Origin of the sequence: Paraburkholderia oxyphila NBRC 105797 (assembly GCF_000685075.1) — a bacterium.
Classification (GTDB): Bacteria; Pseudomonadota; Gammaproteobacteria; order Burkholderiales; family Burkholderiaceae; genus Paraburkholderia; species Paraburkholderia oxyphila.
Genome location: NZ_BAYD01000048.1, coordinates 34,896 through 51,937 on the forward strand (window position 1 = coordinate 34,896; position 17,042 = coordinate 51,937).

The 17,042-nt window shown below is 65.7% G+C and carries 14 protein-coding genes; 2 read left to right on the forward strand and 12 right to left on the reverse strand.

Going from position 1 to position 17,042, the window contains the following annotated elements; genetic code table 11:
* Positions 1-118: 118 nt before the first annotated feature.
* The 9 genes from BO1_RS52835 to BO1_RS26805 all read right to left on the reverse strand — a co-directional run bounded on the left by BO1_RS52835 (position 119) and on the right by BO1_RS26805 (position 11,519).
* Positions 119-2,365, reverse strand: a complete 2,247-nt coding sequence (locus BO1_RS52835; RefSeq protein ID WP_043286608.1) for a dipeptide ABC transporter ATP-binding protein — start codon at positions 2,363-2,365, stop codon at positions 119-121.
* Complete coding sequence (locus tag BO1_RS26775; RefSeq protein ID WP_043286632.1) at positions 2,362-3,228, reverse strand: ABC transporter permease; 867 nt, start codon at positions 3,226-3,228, stop codon at positions 2,362-2,364. The genes BO1_RS52835 and BO1_RS26775 overlap by 4 nt, the downstream gene beginning before the upstream one ends.
* A 43-nt stretch (positions 3,229-3,271) precedes the next feature.
* Positions 3,272-4,312 (reverse strand): ABC transporter permease, encoded by a 1,041-nt coding sequence (locus tag BO1_RS26780; protein WP_028220193.1) that lies wholly within the window; start codon positions 4,310-4,312, stop codon positions 3,272-3,274.
* A gap of 29 nt (positions 4,313-4,341) precedes the next feature.
* Entirely contained in the window at positions 4,342-6,132 is a 1,791-nt protein-coding gene (locus BO1_RS26785; protein ID WP_084688205.1) for an ABC transporter substrate-binding protein, read from the reverse strand.
* 290 nt (positions 6,133-6,422) lie between these two features.
* Positions 6,423-6,938: a cupin domain-containing protein gene (locus BO1_RS26790; RefSeq protein ID WP_028220195.1), complete on the reverse strand. Its 516-nt coding sequence runs from the start codon at positions 6,936-6,938 to the stop codon at positions 6,423-6,425.
* A 216-nt stretch (positions 6,939-7,154) separates the two neighbouring features.
* Positions 7,155-9,263 (reverse strand): elongation factor G, encoded by a 2,109-nt coding sequence (gene fusA / locus BO1_RS26795; protein ID WP_028220196.1) that lies wholly within the window; start codon positions 9,261-9,263, stop codon positions 7,155-7,157.
* A 320-nt stretch (positions 9,264-9,583) separates the two neighbouring features.
* Positions 9,584-10,102, reverse strand: a complete 519-nt coding sequence (locus tag BO1_RS26800) for a DUF192 domain-containing protein (RefSeq protein ID WP_028220197.1) — start codon at positions 10,100-10,102, stop codon at positions 9,584-9,586.
* A gap of 246 nt (positions 10,103-10,348) precedes the next feature.
* Positions 10,349-10,567, reverse strand: a complete 219-nt coding sequence (locus BO1_RS57955) for a hypothetical protein (protein ID WP_084688206.1) — start codon at positions 10,565-10,567, stop codon at positions 10,349-10,351.
* A 355-nt stretch (positions 10,568-10,922) separates the two neighbouring features.
* Complete coding sequence (locus BO1_RS26805; RefSeq protein WP_028220198.1) at positions 10,923-11,519, reverse strand: pseudouridine synthase; 597 nt, start codon at positions 11,517-11,519, stop codon at positions 10,923-10,925.
* 493 nt (positions 11,520-12,012) lie between these two features.
* Between BO1_RS26805 and icd the strand changes: the two genes are divergently transcribed.
* Positions 12,013-13,269, forward strand: a complete 1,257-nt coding sequence (gene icd, locus BO1_RS26810; protein WP_028220199.1) for an NADP-dependent isocitrate dehydrogenase — start codon at positions 12,013-12,015, stop codon at positions 13,267-13,269.
* Between the two features lie 185 nt (positions 13,270-13,454).
* Here icd and BO1_RS26815 read toward each other — a convergent pair whose 3' ends face one another.
* On the reverse strand, positions 13,455-14,036 hold the full coding sequence (locus tag BO1_RS26815; RefSeq protein ID WP_028220200.1) for a lipid-binding SYLF domain-containing protein: 582 nt from the start codon (positions 14,034-14,036) through the stop codon (positions 13,455-13,457).
* A 91-nt stretch (positions 14,037-14,127) separates the two neighbouring features.
* A complete protein-coding gene (locus tag BO1_RS59445) occupies positions 14,128-14,481 on the reverse strand; it encodes a hypothetical protein (RefSeq protein WP_156992412.1) in 354 nt (117 codons plus the stop codon).
* A 278-nt stretch (positions 14,482-14,759) separates the two neighbouring features.
* On the opposite strand from BO1_RS59445, the gene BO1_RS26825 reads away from it, so the two are divergent.
* A complete protein-coding gene (locus tag BO1_RS26825; protein ID WP_028220201.1) occupies positions 14,760-16,373 on the forward strand; it encodes a multicopper oxidase family protein in 1,614 nt (537 codons plus the stop codon).
* A 134-nt stretch (positions 16,374-16,507) separates the two neighbouring features.
* Here BO1_RS26825 and cspD read toward each other — a convergent pair whose 3' ends face one another.
* Positions 16,508-16,714 carry a cold shock domain-containing protein CspD gene (gene cspD / locus BO1_RS26830; RefSeq protein ID WP_017776809.1) on the reverse strand — a complete coding sequence of 69 codons (207 nt, stop codon included), beginning with the start codon at positions 16,712-16,714 and terminating at the stop codon, positions 16,508-16,510.
* Positions 16,715-17,042: the final 328 nt, after the last annotated feature.

Here is a 17,042-nt window from a genome sequence, read left to right on the forward strand (position 1 = left end):
ATCTCGAGGCGAAAAAAGTCGCCGAAAACGTTTCGATGATGAAACGCATGCGCCTGGAGGGGGCATTTGCGTTGCAAAAGCGGACAACGCAACGAGTTTCGTCTGACCTTCGCGGGGGTCAGGGATCGCTGTGCGCCGGGTCGGTCTCGGCCTGGAGCTCGCGCAGTTGCGCAGCCGGGATGTGGCAGCGGATGCGATGGCCGTCGGCGTCGGCTTCGAAGGGCGGCGCTGCCTCATCGCAGATCGCGCCGAGCTTGCGCGGACAACGCGCGCTGAAGACGCAGCCTGCCGCGCCACCTGTAGCACCGCGCGGCATGCCGCTCGCGGGCGCGCCGGCCCAGCCATCGCTTGCGGATGTGTCGCGCGCGAGCAAGCCGGGATTCAGCAGCGTTTCGGTATAGGGATGACAGGGGCCGTTGAGCACGGCACTGGCGGGACCGCTCTCGAGCACGCGGCCCGCGTAGAGCACCATGACGCGGTCCGCGAGATAGCGCACCACGTCGAGGTCGTGCGAGATGAACAGATAGCTCACGCCGCGCTCGCGCTGCAGACGTGCGAGCAGATTCAGGATCGCGGCCTGTACCGAGACGTCGAGTGCCGAGGTAGGCTCGTCGCAGATCACGACGCGCGGCTCGCCCGCGAATGCTTGAGCGATCGCCACGCGCTGCTTGAGGCCGCCCGAGAGCTGCCGCGCGCGTGACGCGAGGTAGCGCACCGGCACGCGCACCGCTTCGAGCAGCGCGGCGATGCGCGCCGCGTTGCGCGCTTCGGCGTCTTCGTGCGCGTCGGAGCCTTCTTGCGGCGCATCGCTCGCGGCACTGCGCTGCACGCGGGCGAGCGCGCGCCCCACGAGGCGCCTCACCGGCAGCGCGCGATTGAGCGAGGCGTCGGGATGCTGGAACACGATGCGCATCGCCTGCAACTGCTGTGTGTCGCGCCGTGCGAGCTGCTCGGCGAGCGGCTTGGCGTCGAGCTCGACCGTGCCGCCCGGGTCGGCGGCATGCAGGCCGAGCAGGAGCTTCGCAAGGGTCGTCTTGCCGCTACCCGATTCGCCGACGAGGCCGAGCGTTTCCCCGGCGCGCAACTCGAGCGAGACGTCGTCGAGCACGCGCTGTGCATGCGAGCCGCGGCCGAAGGTGCGCGAGACATTCGCCGCGCGCAGCACCACTTTCGCATCGCGTGCATCCGGCTCACTGCGCGTTTCTTCAGCTTGTTCGTTTGTCTGCAGATTCGACTGTACGACGGTCGGCGCATTTGTCTGTGCATTAGCACGCATATCGGCGATGTCGGGTGCGTCGTTCGCTTCGGCGATATCGGCCACGTCGGCGGCGGGCAATTCGACGGCCCGCTCGTGATAGTGGCAGCGCGACATCTGCTCGCCGTGCGCCGCTTCCATGCGATGCGGCGGCGGCGCGTGCTCGCGGCAGCGCGCGTCGGCGAGGCGGCAGCGCGGCGCGTAGACGCAGCCGTGCGTGAGCGTGCCCGGCGCGGGCAGCTCGCCCGGTATCGTGTCGAGCGCACCGTGGGCCTTGTTGCGCCCCGGCGCCGGCAGGCAGCGCAGCAGGCCCACCGTGTACGGATGGCGCGCGCGTGCGAACACGTCGCGTGTCGTGCCTTCTTCCACGAGCCGCCCCGCGTAGAGCACGCCCACGCGCTCGCACATCCTGCGGATCACGGCCAGGTCGTGGCTGATGAGCAGCACCGCCATGCCGAGTTCCGAACGCAATTGCGCGATGAGCGCGAGCACTTCGGCTTCGACGGTGGCGTCGAGGCCCGTGGTGGGCTCGTCGAGGATCAATAGCGTTGGGTTCGAAGCGAGCGCCATCGCGATCACCACGCGCTGCTGCATGCCCCCCGAGAGCTGATGCGGCCAGCTCGCCATCACGCGCGCCGGGTCGGCGATGCGCACGCGCTCGAGCATCGCGTATGACTGCGCGAGCGCGTCGGCCGGGGCCACGCCAGCGGCTTCGAAGGCTTCGCTCAACTGCCGGGCGATCGTGAGCGTCGGGTTCAGCGCGCTCGCCGGGTCCTGATAGACCATCGACACCTTGTGGGCGCGCAGCATGCGCAGCCCTTCGCGATCGAGCGCGAGCACCTCGACGCCGGCGATGGCGATGCGCCCCGCCTTGACGCGGCCGTTGTGCGCGAGATAGCGCAGCGCGGCGAGCGCGACCGTCGACTTGCCGCAACCCGACTCGCCGACGAGCCCATACGCTTCGCCGCGCTTGACGCGCAGCGAGACATCGGTGAGCACGTCGCGGTCCTTGCCCCGCACGCGGTAGGCCACCGTGAGCCCGACCAGCGCGAGCGCGTCGTCGGCGCGCGGGGCGCTGAAGGTGGCGAGGGCGGGGCGCGGAGGGTTCATGAGCCGAGCACCTCGGCGAGACTGTCGGCGATCAGGTTGACCGCCACCACGAGCGAGGCGATCGCGAGCGCATCGAAGGCGACCGTCCACCACGCGCCGCCCGCGAGCAGCGTGTACGACTCGGCGAGCGCGAGGCCCCAGTCGGCGGAAGGCGGCTGGATGCCGAAGCCGAGAAACGAGAGCGTGGCCACCGCGAAGATCGCATAGCCGAGCCGCACCGTTGCTTCCACAACGATCGGCGGCCAGACGTTCGGCAGGATTTCCGCGAACATCACGTAGTACGCACGCTCGCCGCGTAGCCGCGCGGCGGCCACGTAGTCGAGATGGCGCTCGGCGAGCACGGCGGCGCGCACCGTGCGCGCGACGAGCGGCGCGAAGGTGATGCCGATCACGAGCACGACGGCGAGATTCGATGCGCCCACGGCCGCGAGCACGAGCAGCGCCACGATCACGAGCGGCAGCGCGAGCACGGCGTCGAGCGCGCGCGCGACGAGCGTGCCGGCCCAGCCTTCGACATAGCCGGTCAAGAGGCCGAGCGCCGTGCCCGCGAGCGTGCCCGTCAAGGTGGCGAGCGGCGCGATCGTGAGAATGTCGCGGGCCCCGACGATCACGCGCGAGCAGATGTCTCGGCCGAGCTGATCGGTGCCGCACCAGTGCGCGTGATCGGGCGGCAGGAGCGAGCTGAGCGGGTCGGACGCGTAGGCGTCGTAGGGCGCGATCCAGGTGCCCGCGAGCGCGCAGACGATCCAGGCGAACAGGATCAGCGCGCCCAGCACGAAGGTGGGCGAGCGCAGCAAGAGGCGCAGCACGGCCACGAATGGCGCGGGCCCGGCCAGTGCGTCGTGCGCGGTTACGTCGTTCATCGATTCGGATACCGTATCGTTCATGCGCGTTCCCGTGAGCCCTTCAAGCCCCCTTATGCGCGCGCAGCCGCGGATCGAACAGCGCGTGCAGCAGGTCGGCGCCGAGGTTCGCGAGCGTGTAGACGAGGCCCACCGTGAGCACGCCTGCTTCGAGCAGCGGAAAGTCCTTCGCCTTCGCCGCGTTGTAGATCAGCGAGCCGATGCCCGGATAGCGGAACAGCGACTCGACCACCACGAGCCCGCCGATCAGATAGCCGAGCTGCGTGGCGGCCACCGTCACGCTCGGCAGGAGCGCGTTGCGCAGCACGTGGCGCACGATCACGACACGGCGCGGCAGCCCCTTGAGGATCGCGGTGCGGGTGTAGTCGGCTTCGAGCGCCTCGAGCATGCCCGCGCGCGCGATGCGCGCGAGATAGCCGAAGAACACGAGGACGAGCGGCAGCACCGGTAGCACGAGGTGGCGCAGCGTGTCGAGCACGCCTGCATCGGACGGCGCGACGGCCTCGATCGGCAGCCAGCGCAGCCACACGCCGAACACGAGGATCAGCGCGATCGACGAAACGAATTCCGGCACCGCGCTCGCGCACAGCCCCAGCGTGCTGATGAGCCGGTCGAGCCAGCGCCCGCCGTGCAGCGCGGCCCACACGCCGCCGCCGATGCCGAGCGGCACGACCACGACGAACGCGAGCAGCCCGAGCTTCGCCGATTGCAGGAGGGCGTCGCCCACCAGCGGCGCAACTGGCTCGCGGAAGGTCCACGAGGTGCCGAAGTCGCCGCGCAGCGCGTGGCCGATCCACGTGAGGTACTGGTCGAGCAGCGGGCGGTCCGCGCCGAGCGCGTGGTTGAGCGCCGCCACGGCGCGCGCATCGGCTAGCGGGCCGAGCACCGCGCGCCCAATGTCGCCAGGCAGCAGCTGGCCACCCGCGAACACCAGCACGGAAAGCAGCCAGAGCGTGAACAGCGCCCAGACGGCGCGCTGCGCGAGAAAGCGCGCGGCGCCCCTGCCGCGCGCCGCGCGCAGCGCGCGTGCGCCGGGCGGATAGCGCGGGTTCGATGAGGGCGGTCTCGTCAGCGGTGTAGCCATCGGACTCCAGATGCAGGCATGGCGGGCGCTTACGCCGCGAGCGTGGCGCGGTCGAAATAAAGCTGCGCGAGCGCCGTGAAGTGCACGCCCGAAAGCGCGGTGCGCTGCGCGATCAACTGGTCGTAGAAGTACGGAATGATCACGGGCGTCTCGTCGAGCAGCAGCGTCTGGATCTGCGCGGCCACCTGCTTTTGCGCGGCCACGTCGAGCGTCGCCGCGAACTGCGCGACCAGTTTGTCGTACTGCGCATTGCGAAAGTGCGCCGCATTCCACGTGCCGCCGCTCGTGAACGGCGCATTGAGGAACACGTTGGGCACGCCGCGATGACCATAGTCCGTGATCCCGAGCGGCGAGTCGAGCCAGTCCGATTTGCCGTACGTGCCGGCGCCGTAGTACTGCGACTGGCTCTCCACCTTCAGCGCGATGCGCACGCCGATCGCCTTCGCCGCGTTTTGCACGACCACGGCGAGATCGGGAATCTCCATGTACTTCTCGGTCGTGAGCGTGACGTCGAAGCCATTGGCGACGCCCGCCTGCGCGAGCAACTGGCGTGCCTTGGCCAGATCGATCTTGCGCTGCGGCACGGTGCCTGCCGTCGAAGGGAAGATGGGCGCAAACGGGCTGTCGTTGCCGAGCACCGCGCGGCCCTTGAAGAGCCCGCGCACCATCACGTCGCGATCGAGCGCGAGCGCGAGCGCCTGGCGCACGCGCTTGTCCTTGAACGTGGGCACGTCGTTGCGCATGTGGATCTGACGATGCGCGCTCGAGCGCACGCCTGTCACCTTGAAGTCGGGATTGTTCAGGATGCCGATGCCGCCCTGCACGGTGAAGGTGCCCATCACATCGGCCTGATGGCCCTGCAGCGCGAGGATTTGCGCCTGCTCGTCGGCGTAGAACGCGAACTGCACGCGCTCGGGCAGCGCTTTCTCGCCCCAGTAGGCGTCGTTGCGCACGAAGCTCGCGCCGCGCCGCGTCTCGTAGCGCTCCAGTTTGAACGGCCCGGTACCGATAAAGCTCTTTTCGTAATTGCCCGCGTAATTCGCGGGCAGCAGCACGGCGTTGTAGTTGTCCGAAGAAACGTAGTAGGGGAAGTTGCCGTTGGGCGCGTCGAGATGGAACGCGACGGTATGCTCGTCGACCAGCTTCGTGCCGCCCTTCGAGAGCACGCCCTTGAGCACCGAGAGCGCCGCCGAGCCGCTTGCCGGATCGGCGAGCCGGTCGAACGTGGCCACCACGTCTTTCGCGCCGAACGCCTGGCCGTCGTGAAATTGCACGCCGGGGCGCAGCTTGAAGGTCCAGACGTCGGCCTTCGCGTTGGGCTGCCACGAGAGCGCGAGCGCCGGCTGCAGTTGGCCGTTGGCGTCGTCGTTGGCGAGGAACTCGCCTGTCTGGTTCAAGAGGCACAGCGCGCCCGCGTCGGTCACCGTGAGCGGGTCGACCGCGCCCGCCGGCATCAGGTGCGCGACGCGGATGGTCTGACTGCCGGGCCTGGAAGCGCCCGATGTGCCTTGAGCGCGCGCGCTGCGTGGCGCGACGAGGCCGCCGCCCGCGAGCGCGAGGCTCGAAAGCCCGAGCACGCCGGCATAGCGCAGCAACTCGCGGCGCGTGAGGCGGCCGGCGAGGAATTCGTCGATGGCGTGGTTGCCGTAGTCGCCAGCGTCGCGGCGCAGCGCATCGACGCCGCGCGCGGCAGCCGAGGAGGACGCTTGGGCCGACTGGAGCAAGCCAGCCGAGCGAGGGGATGGCGTCGACTGCGGCTCTTGCGAGGAGAGCGACGAACGCGTGACAGGGCTAGGCGGCGAGGGCGGCTGACGTTTCATCGGCGCGGGTTTCCGTGCGGTTCCGTGGAGGGGCGCGGCCGCCATGGAGGCGGCTGCGACAGCGGCATGCGGTACGGCAGACGACGAGTAGCGTCCAGTTTAGGCGCTTTCGGCCATGTTCGGCCAGATGGCCGTAGCACGGGTTGTACCGGGTTGCGTGCGAACGCGGCGAGTTGCAGGTGCGAGCGCGTGCGCCATACGCCAGTGCGGATGTTTTGAGGCTTTAGCGAACACGCGATCCCGCGCAGGGCGGGGGGGAAACGTCATGCGCTATGGTCGATGATGGCGAATCAATGCTCGTGCGGATGGCGATGGATCGGATCGACCCAATAAACCGTTTCCGGCGCTTCAACGGCGTCGATGTTCAGGTTCACGACCACGGCTTCGTTGTCGCTGCGCACGAGCACGCATTCGAGCGGCTCGTCGGTGCTCGCGTTGATCTCCTGGTGCGGCACGTAGGGCGGCACGAAGATGAAATCGCCGGGGCCGGCTTCCGCGGTGAATTCGAGGTGCTCGCCCCAGCGCATGCGCGCGTGGCCGCGCACCACGTAAATCACGCTTTCGAGCGCGCCGTGATGATGCGCGCCCGTCTTCGCGTTCGGATGGATCGTCACGGTGCCGGCCCAGATTTTCTGTGCGCCCACGCGCGCCGCATTGATGGCGGCGGCGCGGTTCATGCCGGGCGTTTGCGCCGTGTTCGTGTCGAGCTGGTCGCCGCGAATCACCTTGACGCCGTTCTCGCGCCAATCGGGCTTGTCTTCGTGCGCGTGCTCATGATCGTGATCGTGCTCATGGTCGTGACTCATCGCGGTGTCTCCTTTCGTGGGCTGCGGCTGCACAGCGGGGTCGCAATATTGTGGCACGGTCAATATGGCGCCGCTCGCTCAGGCGTGCATCGCTCGTGTGAGCGAGCAATCAGCAACCTGCCGCAGCGCGCATGAAAAAAGCCCGCCCCTGGCGGGACGGGCTTCGAGCTAACCGGCGTGCAGGCCTCGCATGCATGCGAGGCCTGCGCGGAGGGCTTACTGCTTCTTCGCGTTGATGACCGCTTCGGCCACGTTCTGCGGTGTTTCGGCGTAGTGCTTGAACTCCATCGTGTAGGTGGCGCGGCCCTGGGTGAGCGAGCGCAGCGAGGTGGAGTAGCCGAACATCTCCGAGAGCGGCACTTCGGCGCGCACGATCTTGCCGCCGCCGCCCGCGATGTCCTCCATGCCCTGCACGATGCCGCGGCGGCTCGAGAGGTCGCCCATCACGTTGCCCATGAAGTCCTCGGGCGTCTCCACTTCGACGGCCATCATCGGCTCGAGCAGAATCGGCTTGGCCTTGCGCATCGCTTCCTTGAAGGCCATCGAGCCGGCCATGCGGAAGGCGTTTTCGTTCGAGTCCACGTCGTGGTACGAGCCGAACGTGAGCGTGACCTTGGTGTCGACCACGGGGTAGCCCGCGAGCACGCCGGCCTTGAGCGTCTCCTGAATGCCCTTGTCCACGGCCGGGATGAACTCGCGCGGAATCACGCCGCCCTTGATGGCGTCGACGAACTCGTAGCCCTTGCCCGGCGGCTGCGGCTCGAGCGTGATGACCGCGTGCCCGTACTGGCCGCGTCCGCCCGACTGCTTGACGAACTTGCCTTCGACATCCTCGACTTTGTTCTTCACGGTCTCGCGATACGCGACCTGCGGCTTGCCGACGGTTGCTTCCACGCCGAACTCGCGCTTCATGCGATCGACGAGAATTTCGAGGTGCAGCTCGCCCATGCCCGAAATGATGGTCTGGCCGGATTCCTCGTCGGTCTGCACGCGGAACGACGGATCTTCCTGCGCGAGGCGGTTCAGCGCAATGCCCATCTTTTCCTGGTCGGCCTTGGTCTTGGGCTCCACGGCCTGCGAGATCACGGGCTCGGGGAAGATCATCTTTTCGAGCACGATGGCGTGCGCCGGATCGCAGAGCGTGTCGCCCGTCGTGGCCTCCTTCAGGCCCACCGCCGCCGCGATGTCGCCCGCGCGCACTTCCTTGATTTCCTTGCGCTCGTTCGCGTGCATCTGCAGGATGCGTCCGAGGCGCTCGCGCTTGTCCTTCGTGGCGTTGAGCACCGTGTCGCCCGAATTCACGACACCCGAATAGACGCGGAAGAAGATCAACTGGCCGACGAACGGGTCGGTCATGATCTTGAACGCGAGCGCCGAGAATGGCTCCTCGTCGCTCGGGTGACGCTCGATTTCCTTGTCGTGGAGGTCGTGGCCCAGAATCGCGGGGATGTCCACGGGCGAGGGCAGATAGTCGATCACGGCGTCGAGCATCGCCTGCACGCCCTTGTTCTTGAACGCGCTGCCACAGAGCATCGGCACGATCTCGTTGGCGATCGTGCGCTTGCGCAGCCCGGCCTTGATTTCCTCTTCGGTCAGGCTCTCGTGGTCGTGCAGATACTTCTCGAGCAGCGTTTCGTCGGCTTCAGCGGCGGCTTCGACCATCTTTTCGCGCCACTCGTGCGCGAGCTCGACCAGATTCGCGGGGATCTCCTCGTACGCGAACTTCACGCCCTGGCTCTCGTCGTCCCAGACGATCGCCTTCATCTTCACGAGGTCGACCACGCCCTGGAAGTGGTCTTCGGCGCCCACCGGAATCTGGATGGGCACGGCCACGCCCTTCAGGCGCTCGCCGATCTGCCGCTGCACGCGGAAAAAGTCCGCGCCGATGCGGTCCATCTTGTTGACGAACGCAATGCGCGGCACCTTGTACTTGTTCGCCTGGCGCCACACGGTTTCCGACTGCGGCTGCACGCCGCCCACGGAGTCGTACACCATGCAGGCGCCGTCGAGCACGCGCATGGAGCGCTCGACTTCGATGGTGAAGTCGACGTGTCCCGGGGTGTCGATGATGTTGATGCGGTGCTCGGGATAATTGCCGGCCATGCCCTTCCAGAACGCGGTGGTCGCAGCCGAAGTAATGGTGATGCCGCGTTCCTGCTCCTGCTCCATCCAGTCCATGGTCGCCGCGCCGTCGTGAACTTCACCCAGCTTGTGATTCACGCCGGTGTAGAAAAGGATGCGCTCGGTTGTCGTGGTTTTGCCGGCATCGATGTGAGCGCTGATCCCGATGTTGCGATAGCGCTCGATGGGAGTCTTGCGAGGCACGGTGATCTCCTTGGAATAACGCGCCATGGAAAGTGCCGGGCGGCGCGCGGCGCGGCCTGCACGCGGCCCGGCAGCCCGCGCGGCGGCGTGCTCGGGGTGTTTCAGAGTGCTTCGAGCAGGCGCCGACGCGCGGCGGATTACTAGGATAGCGCTTGCGCGGCGCTTTTGCTGGACGAGCGCCGGCGCGCGAAAACGCGTCTTGCCGGGGCGCCGCGGCGCGGGCAGGCGGGGTGGGGCGGGAGCGGGAAAGCGCTGCGCGGGGCAGTTGCACTGCGGCACGACTGCCGCCCGGCGGCGGCGAGTCGCACTTGCCCGCGCGCTTACTGCAGCGGCGGCAGGCCTTCGATCTTCATGCCAGGCTGGATGCCCTTCGCAGTGAACCAGCCCTTGCTCATTTCGAGCGCATAGGTGCCGTTATTGCGCGGGCAGTGGTTGTTGGTCGTTTCGGCCTGCATTTCGTCGATGTCGGTGATCGTGCCGTCGGCGCGCATGAAGGCGATCGACAGCGGGATCAGCGTGTTCTTCATCCAGAAGCAGTGCACGGCGTTCTCGCCGAACACGAACAGCATGCCTTCGTTCGGCGCGAGCTGCGTGCGATACATGAGGCCTTGTTCGCGGTCGGCGTCATTGGCGGCGACGCTGGCGTCGATGACGAACATGCCAGCGGTGAGTTTCAGGTGCGGAAAGTCGCCGGGCTGCTTGGCGCCGGGGGGCATTTGCTGGGCATGCGCGACGCTGCTGGTGGCGGCCGTCGTCAACGTGAGGGCCGCGACGGCGGCAAGCGGCAAAGCGACGGCAAGCGCGCAACGCGCGATGAGCGGGCGCAGGGAAAATCGCACGAGTGAACTCCTTGCTTGAGAATAATCCGCGCATGTTACGCGAGTGCGTCAGCGTGGGTCAAAACTTGCGGCAACAGGCGGACGATGCGTGACGCGATGCTGGGGCGTTGCCGCGGCGCAGGGCGCGTTCGACGCTGAATGGGGGGAGGCAAAAACAAAAAGGCAGAGCGCCTTGCGACACTCTGCCTTTCGCACGCAGTGAAGATCGGCACGATGGGCCGTTCTTCGAAGCGCTTTACAACAGGCTTACTCCGAAGCTGCCGAAGCGGCTTCAGCCTTAGCTGCCTTCTTGTGCGACGACTTCTTGTGCGACGACTTCTTGTGCGTCGACGACTTGTGTGCCGTCGAAGCAGCAGCCGGAGCTGCTGCCGTCGCAGCTGCCGGAGCAGCTTCCGGAGCCGAAGCTTGTGCGAATGCAGCCGATGCGAAGAGGCCAGCGACCAGAGCAGCGATCAGTTTGTTCATTTTGTGAATCCTCAGCTTGAGTTAATTAACCAAGTGACCCGGTTATTGGAGTCAGGTCGGTAAACGTGCCATCCACCTTTCGGTTGACAGTCTCGATCGACAAATTCAGAACAAATTCGCGAACGTGTCTGCCAGCGGTCGGGACCGTGCATTGCTACACGAGGACCCGGAAGGCTGAATGCCGGATAGCTTCGGCGGCATCTGCGTGAAATAACGCATGGTTTCGCGTACCGGTTGACGCGAAATTTTTATTTGCTTCGTCACGCGCTCAATCCGCATGACAACGCAAACACATCCCGCACGAGTGCGATGCGTGCAGCAGGGCGTGAAAGAAGGAAAAGTGCTTGCGCAACAGTCACTTGTGCGCGCTGCGCGTGGGCGTCGCGCGACGCCAGGGCGCATCGGTGGGCACTTCGACACTCGCACCGGGTGCGAGGCCCAGCGAAAAAATATCGAGCGAGCCGATCGCGACGCGCACGAGACGCAAGGTCGGAAATCCCACTGCTGCGGTCATGCGCCGGACCTGGCGGTTCTTGCCTTCGCTGATGGCCAGCTCGATCCACGTGGTCGGAATCGCCGCGCGGTAGCGAATGGGCGGTGTGCGCGGCCACAGGAGATCGGCGTCGGCATCGGCGATTTTTTTCGCACGGCACGGCTGCGTCACGAAGTCGCCGAGATCGACGCCGCGCTCGAGCGCGGCCAGCGCATCAACGCCCGGCGCGCCTTCGACCTGCGCCCAGTAGCGCTTCACGAGCTTGCGCCGTGGTTCGGCGATGCGCGCTTGCAGGGAGCCGTCGTCGGTGAGCAGCAACAGGCCTTCGCTGTCCGCATCGAGACGGCCAGCCGGATAGACGCCCGGCGTCTTGACCCAGTCCGCAAGCGACTGGCGTGTTTCGTGCGGCGAGAACTGGCAAATCGTGCCGAACGGTTTATTGAGGGCGATCAAGCGCATGGCGGATAGAGCAAGCGTATGGACGGGTAAAAGGCGGGAACGGGAGCGCGTCGCGATATTAATGCATAATGAGCCGCGGTGAGTCTCGAGTCTTATATAAGATATAAGACATCGAGCATCGGATACCGATTATGGAATGGCCCAGGGGGCGGGTCATGAGCCTGCCCGCCGCCGCCGTGCGCGCGCTGCGGCGCAGCAAGAGCGCGTCGCCGAGGCGGTGGCACGTGCGTTCGGGGCGTGGGCTAGAATAACGTCCAGACCCTGGCGCCGCCCGCCGCATGCAGGACCGCAGGTTTCATGCTACGCGGGATGCGTGAAAGCGCCGCACGGTAGACGCACGAGAATTCGAAGCAGCGCGGCCGGCCGTGCCGCTTCGGCACGCACGCACGGCAATCGTACCCGTTCGAGTCTGTCCGGATCGGGCCCGCAGCCGGCGCAACCGTTTTCGATTCAAATCGCGGTCGACAGACCGATCCCTCTACTGGAGTTGATCATGCCGTATCAGCACATCAAGGTCCCGGCTAGCGGTGAGAAGATCACCGTCAATCCGGATTTCTCGCTCAATGTCTCCGATCAGCCGATCATCCCGTACATCGAGGGTGACGGCACCGGCGTCGATATCACGCCGGTCATGCTCAAGGTGGTCGATGCGGCGGTCCAGAAGGCCTACGCGGGCAAGCGCAAGATTCACTGGATGGAGATCTACGCGGGCGAGAAGGCCACGCGCGTGTACGGCCCGGACGTCTGGCTGCCCGAAGAGACGCTCGAAGCGGTGAAGGAATACGTCGTGTCGATCAAGGGCCCGCTCACGACGCCGGTGGGCGGCGGCATCCGTTCGCTGAACGTGGCGCTGCGCCAGCAACTCGACCTCTACGTGTGCCTGCGTCCGGTGCAGTACTTCAAGGGCGTGCCTTCGCCGGTGCGCGCACCCGAGAAGGTCAACATGGTGATCTTCCGCGAGAACTCGGAAGACATCTACGCGGGTATCGAGTGGCCGGCGGAGTCGGAAGGCGCGAAGAAGATCATCAAGTTTCTGCGCGAAGAGATGGGCGTCTCGAAAATCCGCTTCCCGGAGAGCTCGGGCTTGGGGATCAAGCCGGTCTCGCGCGAAGGCACGGAGCGGCTCGTGCGCAAGGCGATCCAGTACGCGATCGACAACGAGCGCCGCTCGGTGACGCTCGTGCACAAGGGCAACATCATGAAGTTCACCGAAGGCGCGTTCCGCGACTACGGCTATGCGCTCGCGCAAAAGGAATTCGCGGCGGAGCTCATCGACGGCGGCCCGTGGATGAAGATCAAGAATCCGAAGACGGGTGGCGACATCGTGATCAAGGACGTGATCGCCGATGCGTTCCTCCAGCAGATCCTGCTGCGTCCGGCCGAGTATGACGTGATCGCCACGCTGAATCTGAACGGCGACTACATCTCCGACGCGCTGGCGGCGCAAGTGGGCGGCATCGGCATCGCGCCGGGCGCGAATATGTCGGATTCGGTGGCGATGTTCGAAGCGACGCACGGCACGGCGCCCAAGTATGCGGGCAAGGATTACGTGAATCCGGGCTCCGAGATTCTTTCGGCGGAGATGATGCTGCGCCACCTCGGCTGGACGGAGGCGGCGGATCTCATCATCGCTTCGATGGAGAAGTCGATCCTGCAAAAGCGCGTGACGTATGACTTCGCGCGGCTCATGGAAGGGGCGACGCAGGTGTCGTGCTCGGCTTTCGGGCAGGTGATGATCGACAATATGTAAGCGAATCGCAGCACGTTCGCACCAGAGACGACCCAAACCCCGACAGTCCGAAAAGGCTGTCGGGGTTTTTCATTTCTGCTTGTCGAACATCTATCTTGAATTGATTCGAACTGCGAATTTATTGAGATGGTGTTACTTGCGAAATCCAGTGTGCGGCATGATCCGAGTCCCGGCGCGGCGAATGCTTAATCGCTGAGGCGCGTAATTTTCTGCCCTTGTACGCCGAGTCCGGCCATGATGCCGGATTGCCCGTAAATGAACGCGTAGACGTCGGAGCGTGCGGTGGTGGTGCTGAAGTCCGTGGCCATGCCCGAATCGGCAACGACGACGCTCGGCCCGACGCCGACCGACCAGCCTTCGGAGCTATTGAGGTACTGCATCGATTGAGGCGTCGTCAGGAACATGGCTTCGGAAAAGTCTTGGGCGCCTGCCTGCAGACCCCACGAGAGCGTGCTGGAGTTGTAATAGCCCAGAACTTCGCCTTGAGCCGAGAACAGCACGCCGTTGCCGCCCGAGCCGCCGAGCAGGAAACCCGCCTTCAGGACACTGGGGAAGACCAGGATGCCGGCGGACTTCGACCCAAGCGCTTTTGCGGCCGGCGTGGTCTCGTAAAGCGTATTCAAGGCTTTGCGGGCCGCCTGTTCGAGTTGTGCACGCGAAGACGCTTCGCTGGTGGCGGAAGTGGGGGAATTCGTGAGGGTGGTCGAGCAGGCGGCAACGAGCAGAGCAGCAAGAAGCGTGGCAACGCGTACGGATTTCAGTGACATGATTAGTGATGCTCCGTTTTTGTATGGGCAGCGCTCGCCGGAACATGGCACTTGCATGGCACTTCTTCAGGCCGGCGAGCCCGCAACGATCTTATCGAGCACGTCTCGCGGTTTCCTTGTCGTACTCGCGGCCGCAGTACGATCTGGCGCGCGTCACGAAGCGACTGTGCGCTATCATGATGTGCATCAATTGAGTTCCTTCGCCGCTTCGCCAAGCATGACTGTCCTGTGTCGTCTCCTCCTCGTTGGGCTGCTTGCGCTCTTCGCCATGAGTGGCGCGAGCGCATGCGAGTCCATGCAGCGAGGTGCCGGCTTGTCGCCTGTTCCGCTTGCCGCGCACCCGATCGTCGTGGCGGGCGATCATTGCGGCGCCACGGAACACACCGGCTCGCACAGCGGCTGCATTGGCCATGCGAGCGGTTGTGCCGTGGGTTGCTGCGTGCATTGCGGCGCGTCGCCTGCCGGAACGCGCATCGGTGCAGGCCTGCCCGGGCGTTCTCCACGTTTTGCTCTTGCCAGCGCATTGCGCGCCGGTATCACCCACGCACCTCCGTTACCGCCTCCGATCGTCTGAACGCGGGCACTCCGTGTCTTGACGGAGTCGGCCCGATGCATGCCCGAGGGGCTTCGTCGCGCAATGATGCGCACGCGAAGCCAATCGCCGCACGCGCGTCGCGCTGTCATCGCGCGTCGCGTCGTCAGGTGTGTTTGAGGATTTCATCGATGAAACGCAGAACTTTTTTGTCCGGCGCGTTGAGCGCCGCTACGGCGTCGCTGTTCGCGCGCCCGGTATGGGCCCAGGAGAGCGGGCATGCGATGCATGGCATGTCCGGCATGGGGGAGATGGGCGCGATGCCCGGCGCCATGCTGCACGCGCAGGCACCGCTTGCGGCTGCCGACGCTTTGCCCGCCGGCGCGCCGCTGGCTGCGCTGCGCACGCTCGCGAACGAGAGCCGCGAAGCGGGGCATTTCCGCGCGACACTGATCGCCCGGCCCGTCGCGCGGCCATTGCTCGCTGGCCAGGCGCCGACCACCTTCTGGCAATACGATGCGGGCACAGCCGGGAAGGGTGACGAGGCGGGCCCCGGGATCGGCCCGATGATCGACGTGCGCGAAGGCGACACGCTCGAGATCCGCTTCGTCAACCGGCTGCCGCAACCGTCCACGATCCACTGGCATGGCCTGCCCGTGCCGCCCGATCAGGACGGCAATCCGATGAATCTCGTGGCGCCGGGCGCCGAACGCGTCTATCGGTTCACGCTGCCCGAGGGCAGTGCCGGCACCTACTGGTATCACCCGCATCCGCACATGCTTGCGTCCGAGCAGGTGTTTCGCGGGCTCGCGGGCCCGATCGTCGTGCGTGCCGCCGACGATCCGCTCGCCGCCTGGCCCGAGCGTCACCTGTTCGTCTCCGACCTCAAGCTTGCCGCCGACGGCACGATTCCCGCGAACGGCATGATGGACTGGATGAACGGCCGCGAAGGCCAGTTCGTGCTCGTGAACGGCGCGCGCGAGCCGCGCATCGAAGTCGTGCGCGACGAGCGCTGGCGCGTCTGGAACGGCAGCAGCGCGCGCTATGTGCAACTCGCATTCGATGACGGCCGCACGTTTATGCACATTGGCACCGATGGCGGCCTGCTTGCCGCGCCGCGCGAGGGAGTGACCTCGCTGCTGCTCGCGCCCGGCGAGCGCGCCGAGCTGATCGTGCGCGCCGGGCGGAGCGCCTCGCGTGCACGCCTGATGGTCGCGCAGTACGACCGGCGCAAGATGGCGATGTCGCACGGCAGCCTGCCGCCCACGCCAGCGGTCGCGCTGGCTCAGGTGCAATTCGCGCCGCGTGGCGAGGCGCCGGCGCTGCCTGCCCAATTGCGCGCGCTTGCGCCGTTGGCGCCGGACGGCTCGCTCGCGTCATCGCTGCCGCAGAAATCGGTGGTGTTCAGCGAGGCCATGGACATGCACGCGATGCACCAGCCAGGTGCATCAAAATCGGGGATGCCCCAAGGCATGCAATTCATGATCAACGGTGAGACATACGATCCCGCGCGCATCACGCTCACGAGCCGCCGAGGCGAAGTCGAGCAGTGGACGATTGCGAACCACACGGACATGGACCATCCGTTCCATCTGCACGGCACGCAGTTCCAGGTGCTCTCGCGCGAGACGGGCGGCGTGCGCGCGGACGAGCCGTATCTCGCATGGCGCGATACCGTCAATGTGCAGCCGGGGGAAAGCGTGCGGATCGCGACCGTGCAGCACGCCGCGGGCGAGCGCATGTTCCATTGCCACATCCTCGAGCACGAGGACCTCGGCATGATGGGCACGCTGCGCGTGATCTAGCGCACGCATGGTGAAATCCGCCTGAAAGCGGGCGGACGCGGTATCGAATGAATCGTCTAACGCGCCCGGGTGTTTGCCCAAAAAGAAACCCGGCCGAAGCCGGGTTTCTTTCTCAGGTACAGGTACCGAACAGATCAGGCCGCTGCCTGAATGTTCGATGCCTGCTTACCCTTCGGGCCTTGCACGACCTCGAAGCTCACCTTCTGACCTTCTTTGAGGGTCTTGAAGCCATTCATCTGGATGGCCGAAAAGTGAGCGAACAGATCCTCGCCGCCTTCATCCGGCGTGATGAATCCGAAACCCTTCGCGTCGTTGAACCACTTGACCGTACCGGTTGCCATACCAACTTCCCCTGTAACTCATGTCACTACCACGAGCAGTTCGAAAAGCTAACAGATCGCATGTTGCGACCGCCCCCTCCTCACAAGCTCACCAACGGCATTTTTTCGAAAATAAAGGCGGTTGAAAAAAGTGCCAGCTTGATTGTTGAGGCTCTTTATTCTGCTGTCAAGAATATTTTGAGACGTCCACTGACGCGTTGTAAAGAACGCATTTCCAGGGTTTTTCCGGCTTTTCTTGCGCCTCTGTCTGACAGGAATCGCAGCCGGTTGTCGACGCATTCATCGGGTTCGTTTTTTATCCGGTCCGAGTTGCACGAGCTGTCTTGAA

Coding starts and splice junctions, on each gene's coding strand:
- BO1_RS59445 (WP_156992412.1), bottom strand. CDS start 14,481: ATGCACGCAGCAACCCACGGCACAACCGCTCGCATGGCCAATGCAGCC.
- BO1_RS26775 (WP_043286632.1), bottom strand. CDS start 3,228: ATGAACGACGTAACCGCGCACGACGCACTGGCCGGGCCCGCGCCATTC.
- BO1_RS26790 (WP_028220195.1), bottom strand. CDS start 6,938: ATGAGTCACGACCATGAGCACGATCACGATCATGAGCACGCGCACGAA.
- BO1_RS26805 (WP_028220198.1), bottom strand. CDS start 11,519: ATGCGCTTGATCGCCCTCAATAAACCGTTCGGCACGATTTGCCAGTTC.
- BO1_RS57955 (WP_084688206.1), bottom strand. CDS start 10,567: ATGAACAAACTGATCGCTGCTCTGGTCGCTGGCCTCTTCGCATCGGCT.
- BO1_RS52835 (WP_043286608.1), bottom strand. CDS start 2,365: ATGAACCCTCCGCGCCCCGCCCTCGCCACCTTCAGCGCCCCGCGCGCC.
- BO1_RS26815 (WP_028220200.1), bottom strand. CDS start 14,036: ATGTCACTGAAATCCGTACGCGTTGCCACGCTTCTTGCTGCTCTGCTC.
- icd (WP_028220199.1), top strand. CDS start 12,013: ATGCCGTATCAGCACATCAAGGTCCCGGCTAGCGGTGAGAAGATCACC.
- cspD (WP_017776809.1), bottom strand. CDS start 16,714: ATGGCAACCGGTACGGTCAAGTGGTTCAACGACGCGAAGGGTTTCGGA.
- BO1_RS26825 (WP_028220201.1), top strand. CDS start 14,760: ATGAAACGCAGAACTTTTTTGTCCGGCGCGTTGAGCGCCGCTACGGCG.
- BO1_RS26785 (WP_084688205.1), bottom strand. CDS start 6,132: ATGAAACGTCAGCCGCCCTCGCCGCCTAGCCCTGTCACGCGTTCGTCG.
- BO1_RS26780 (WP_028220193.1), bottom strand. CDS start 4,312: ATGGCTACACCGCTGACGAGACCGCCCTCATCGAACCCGCGCTATCCG.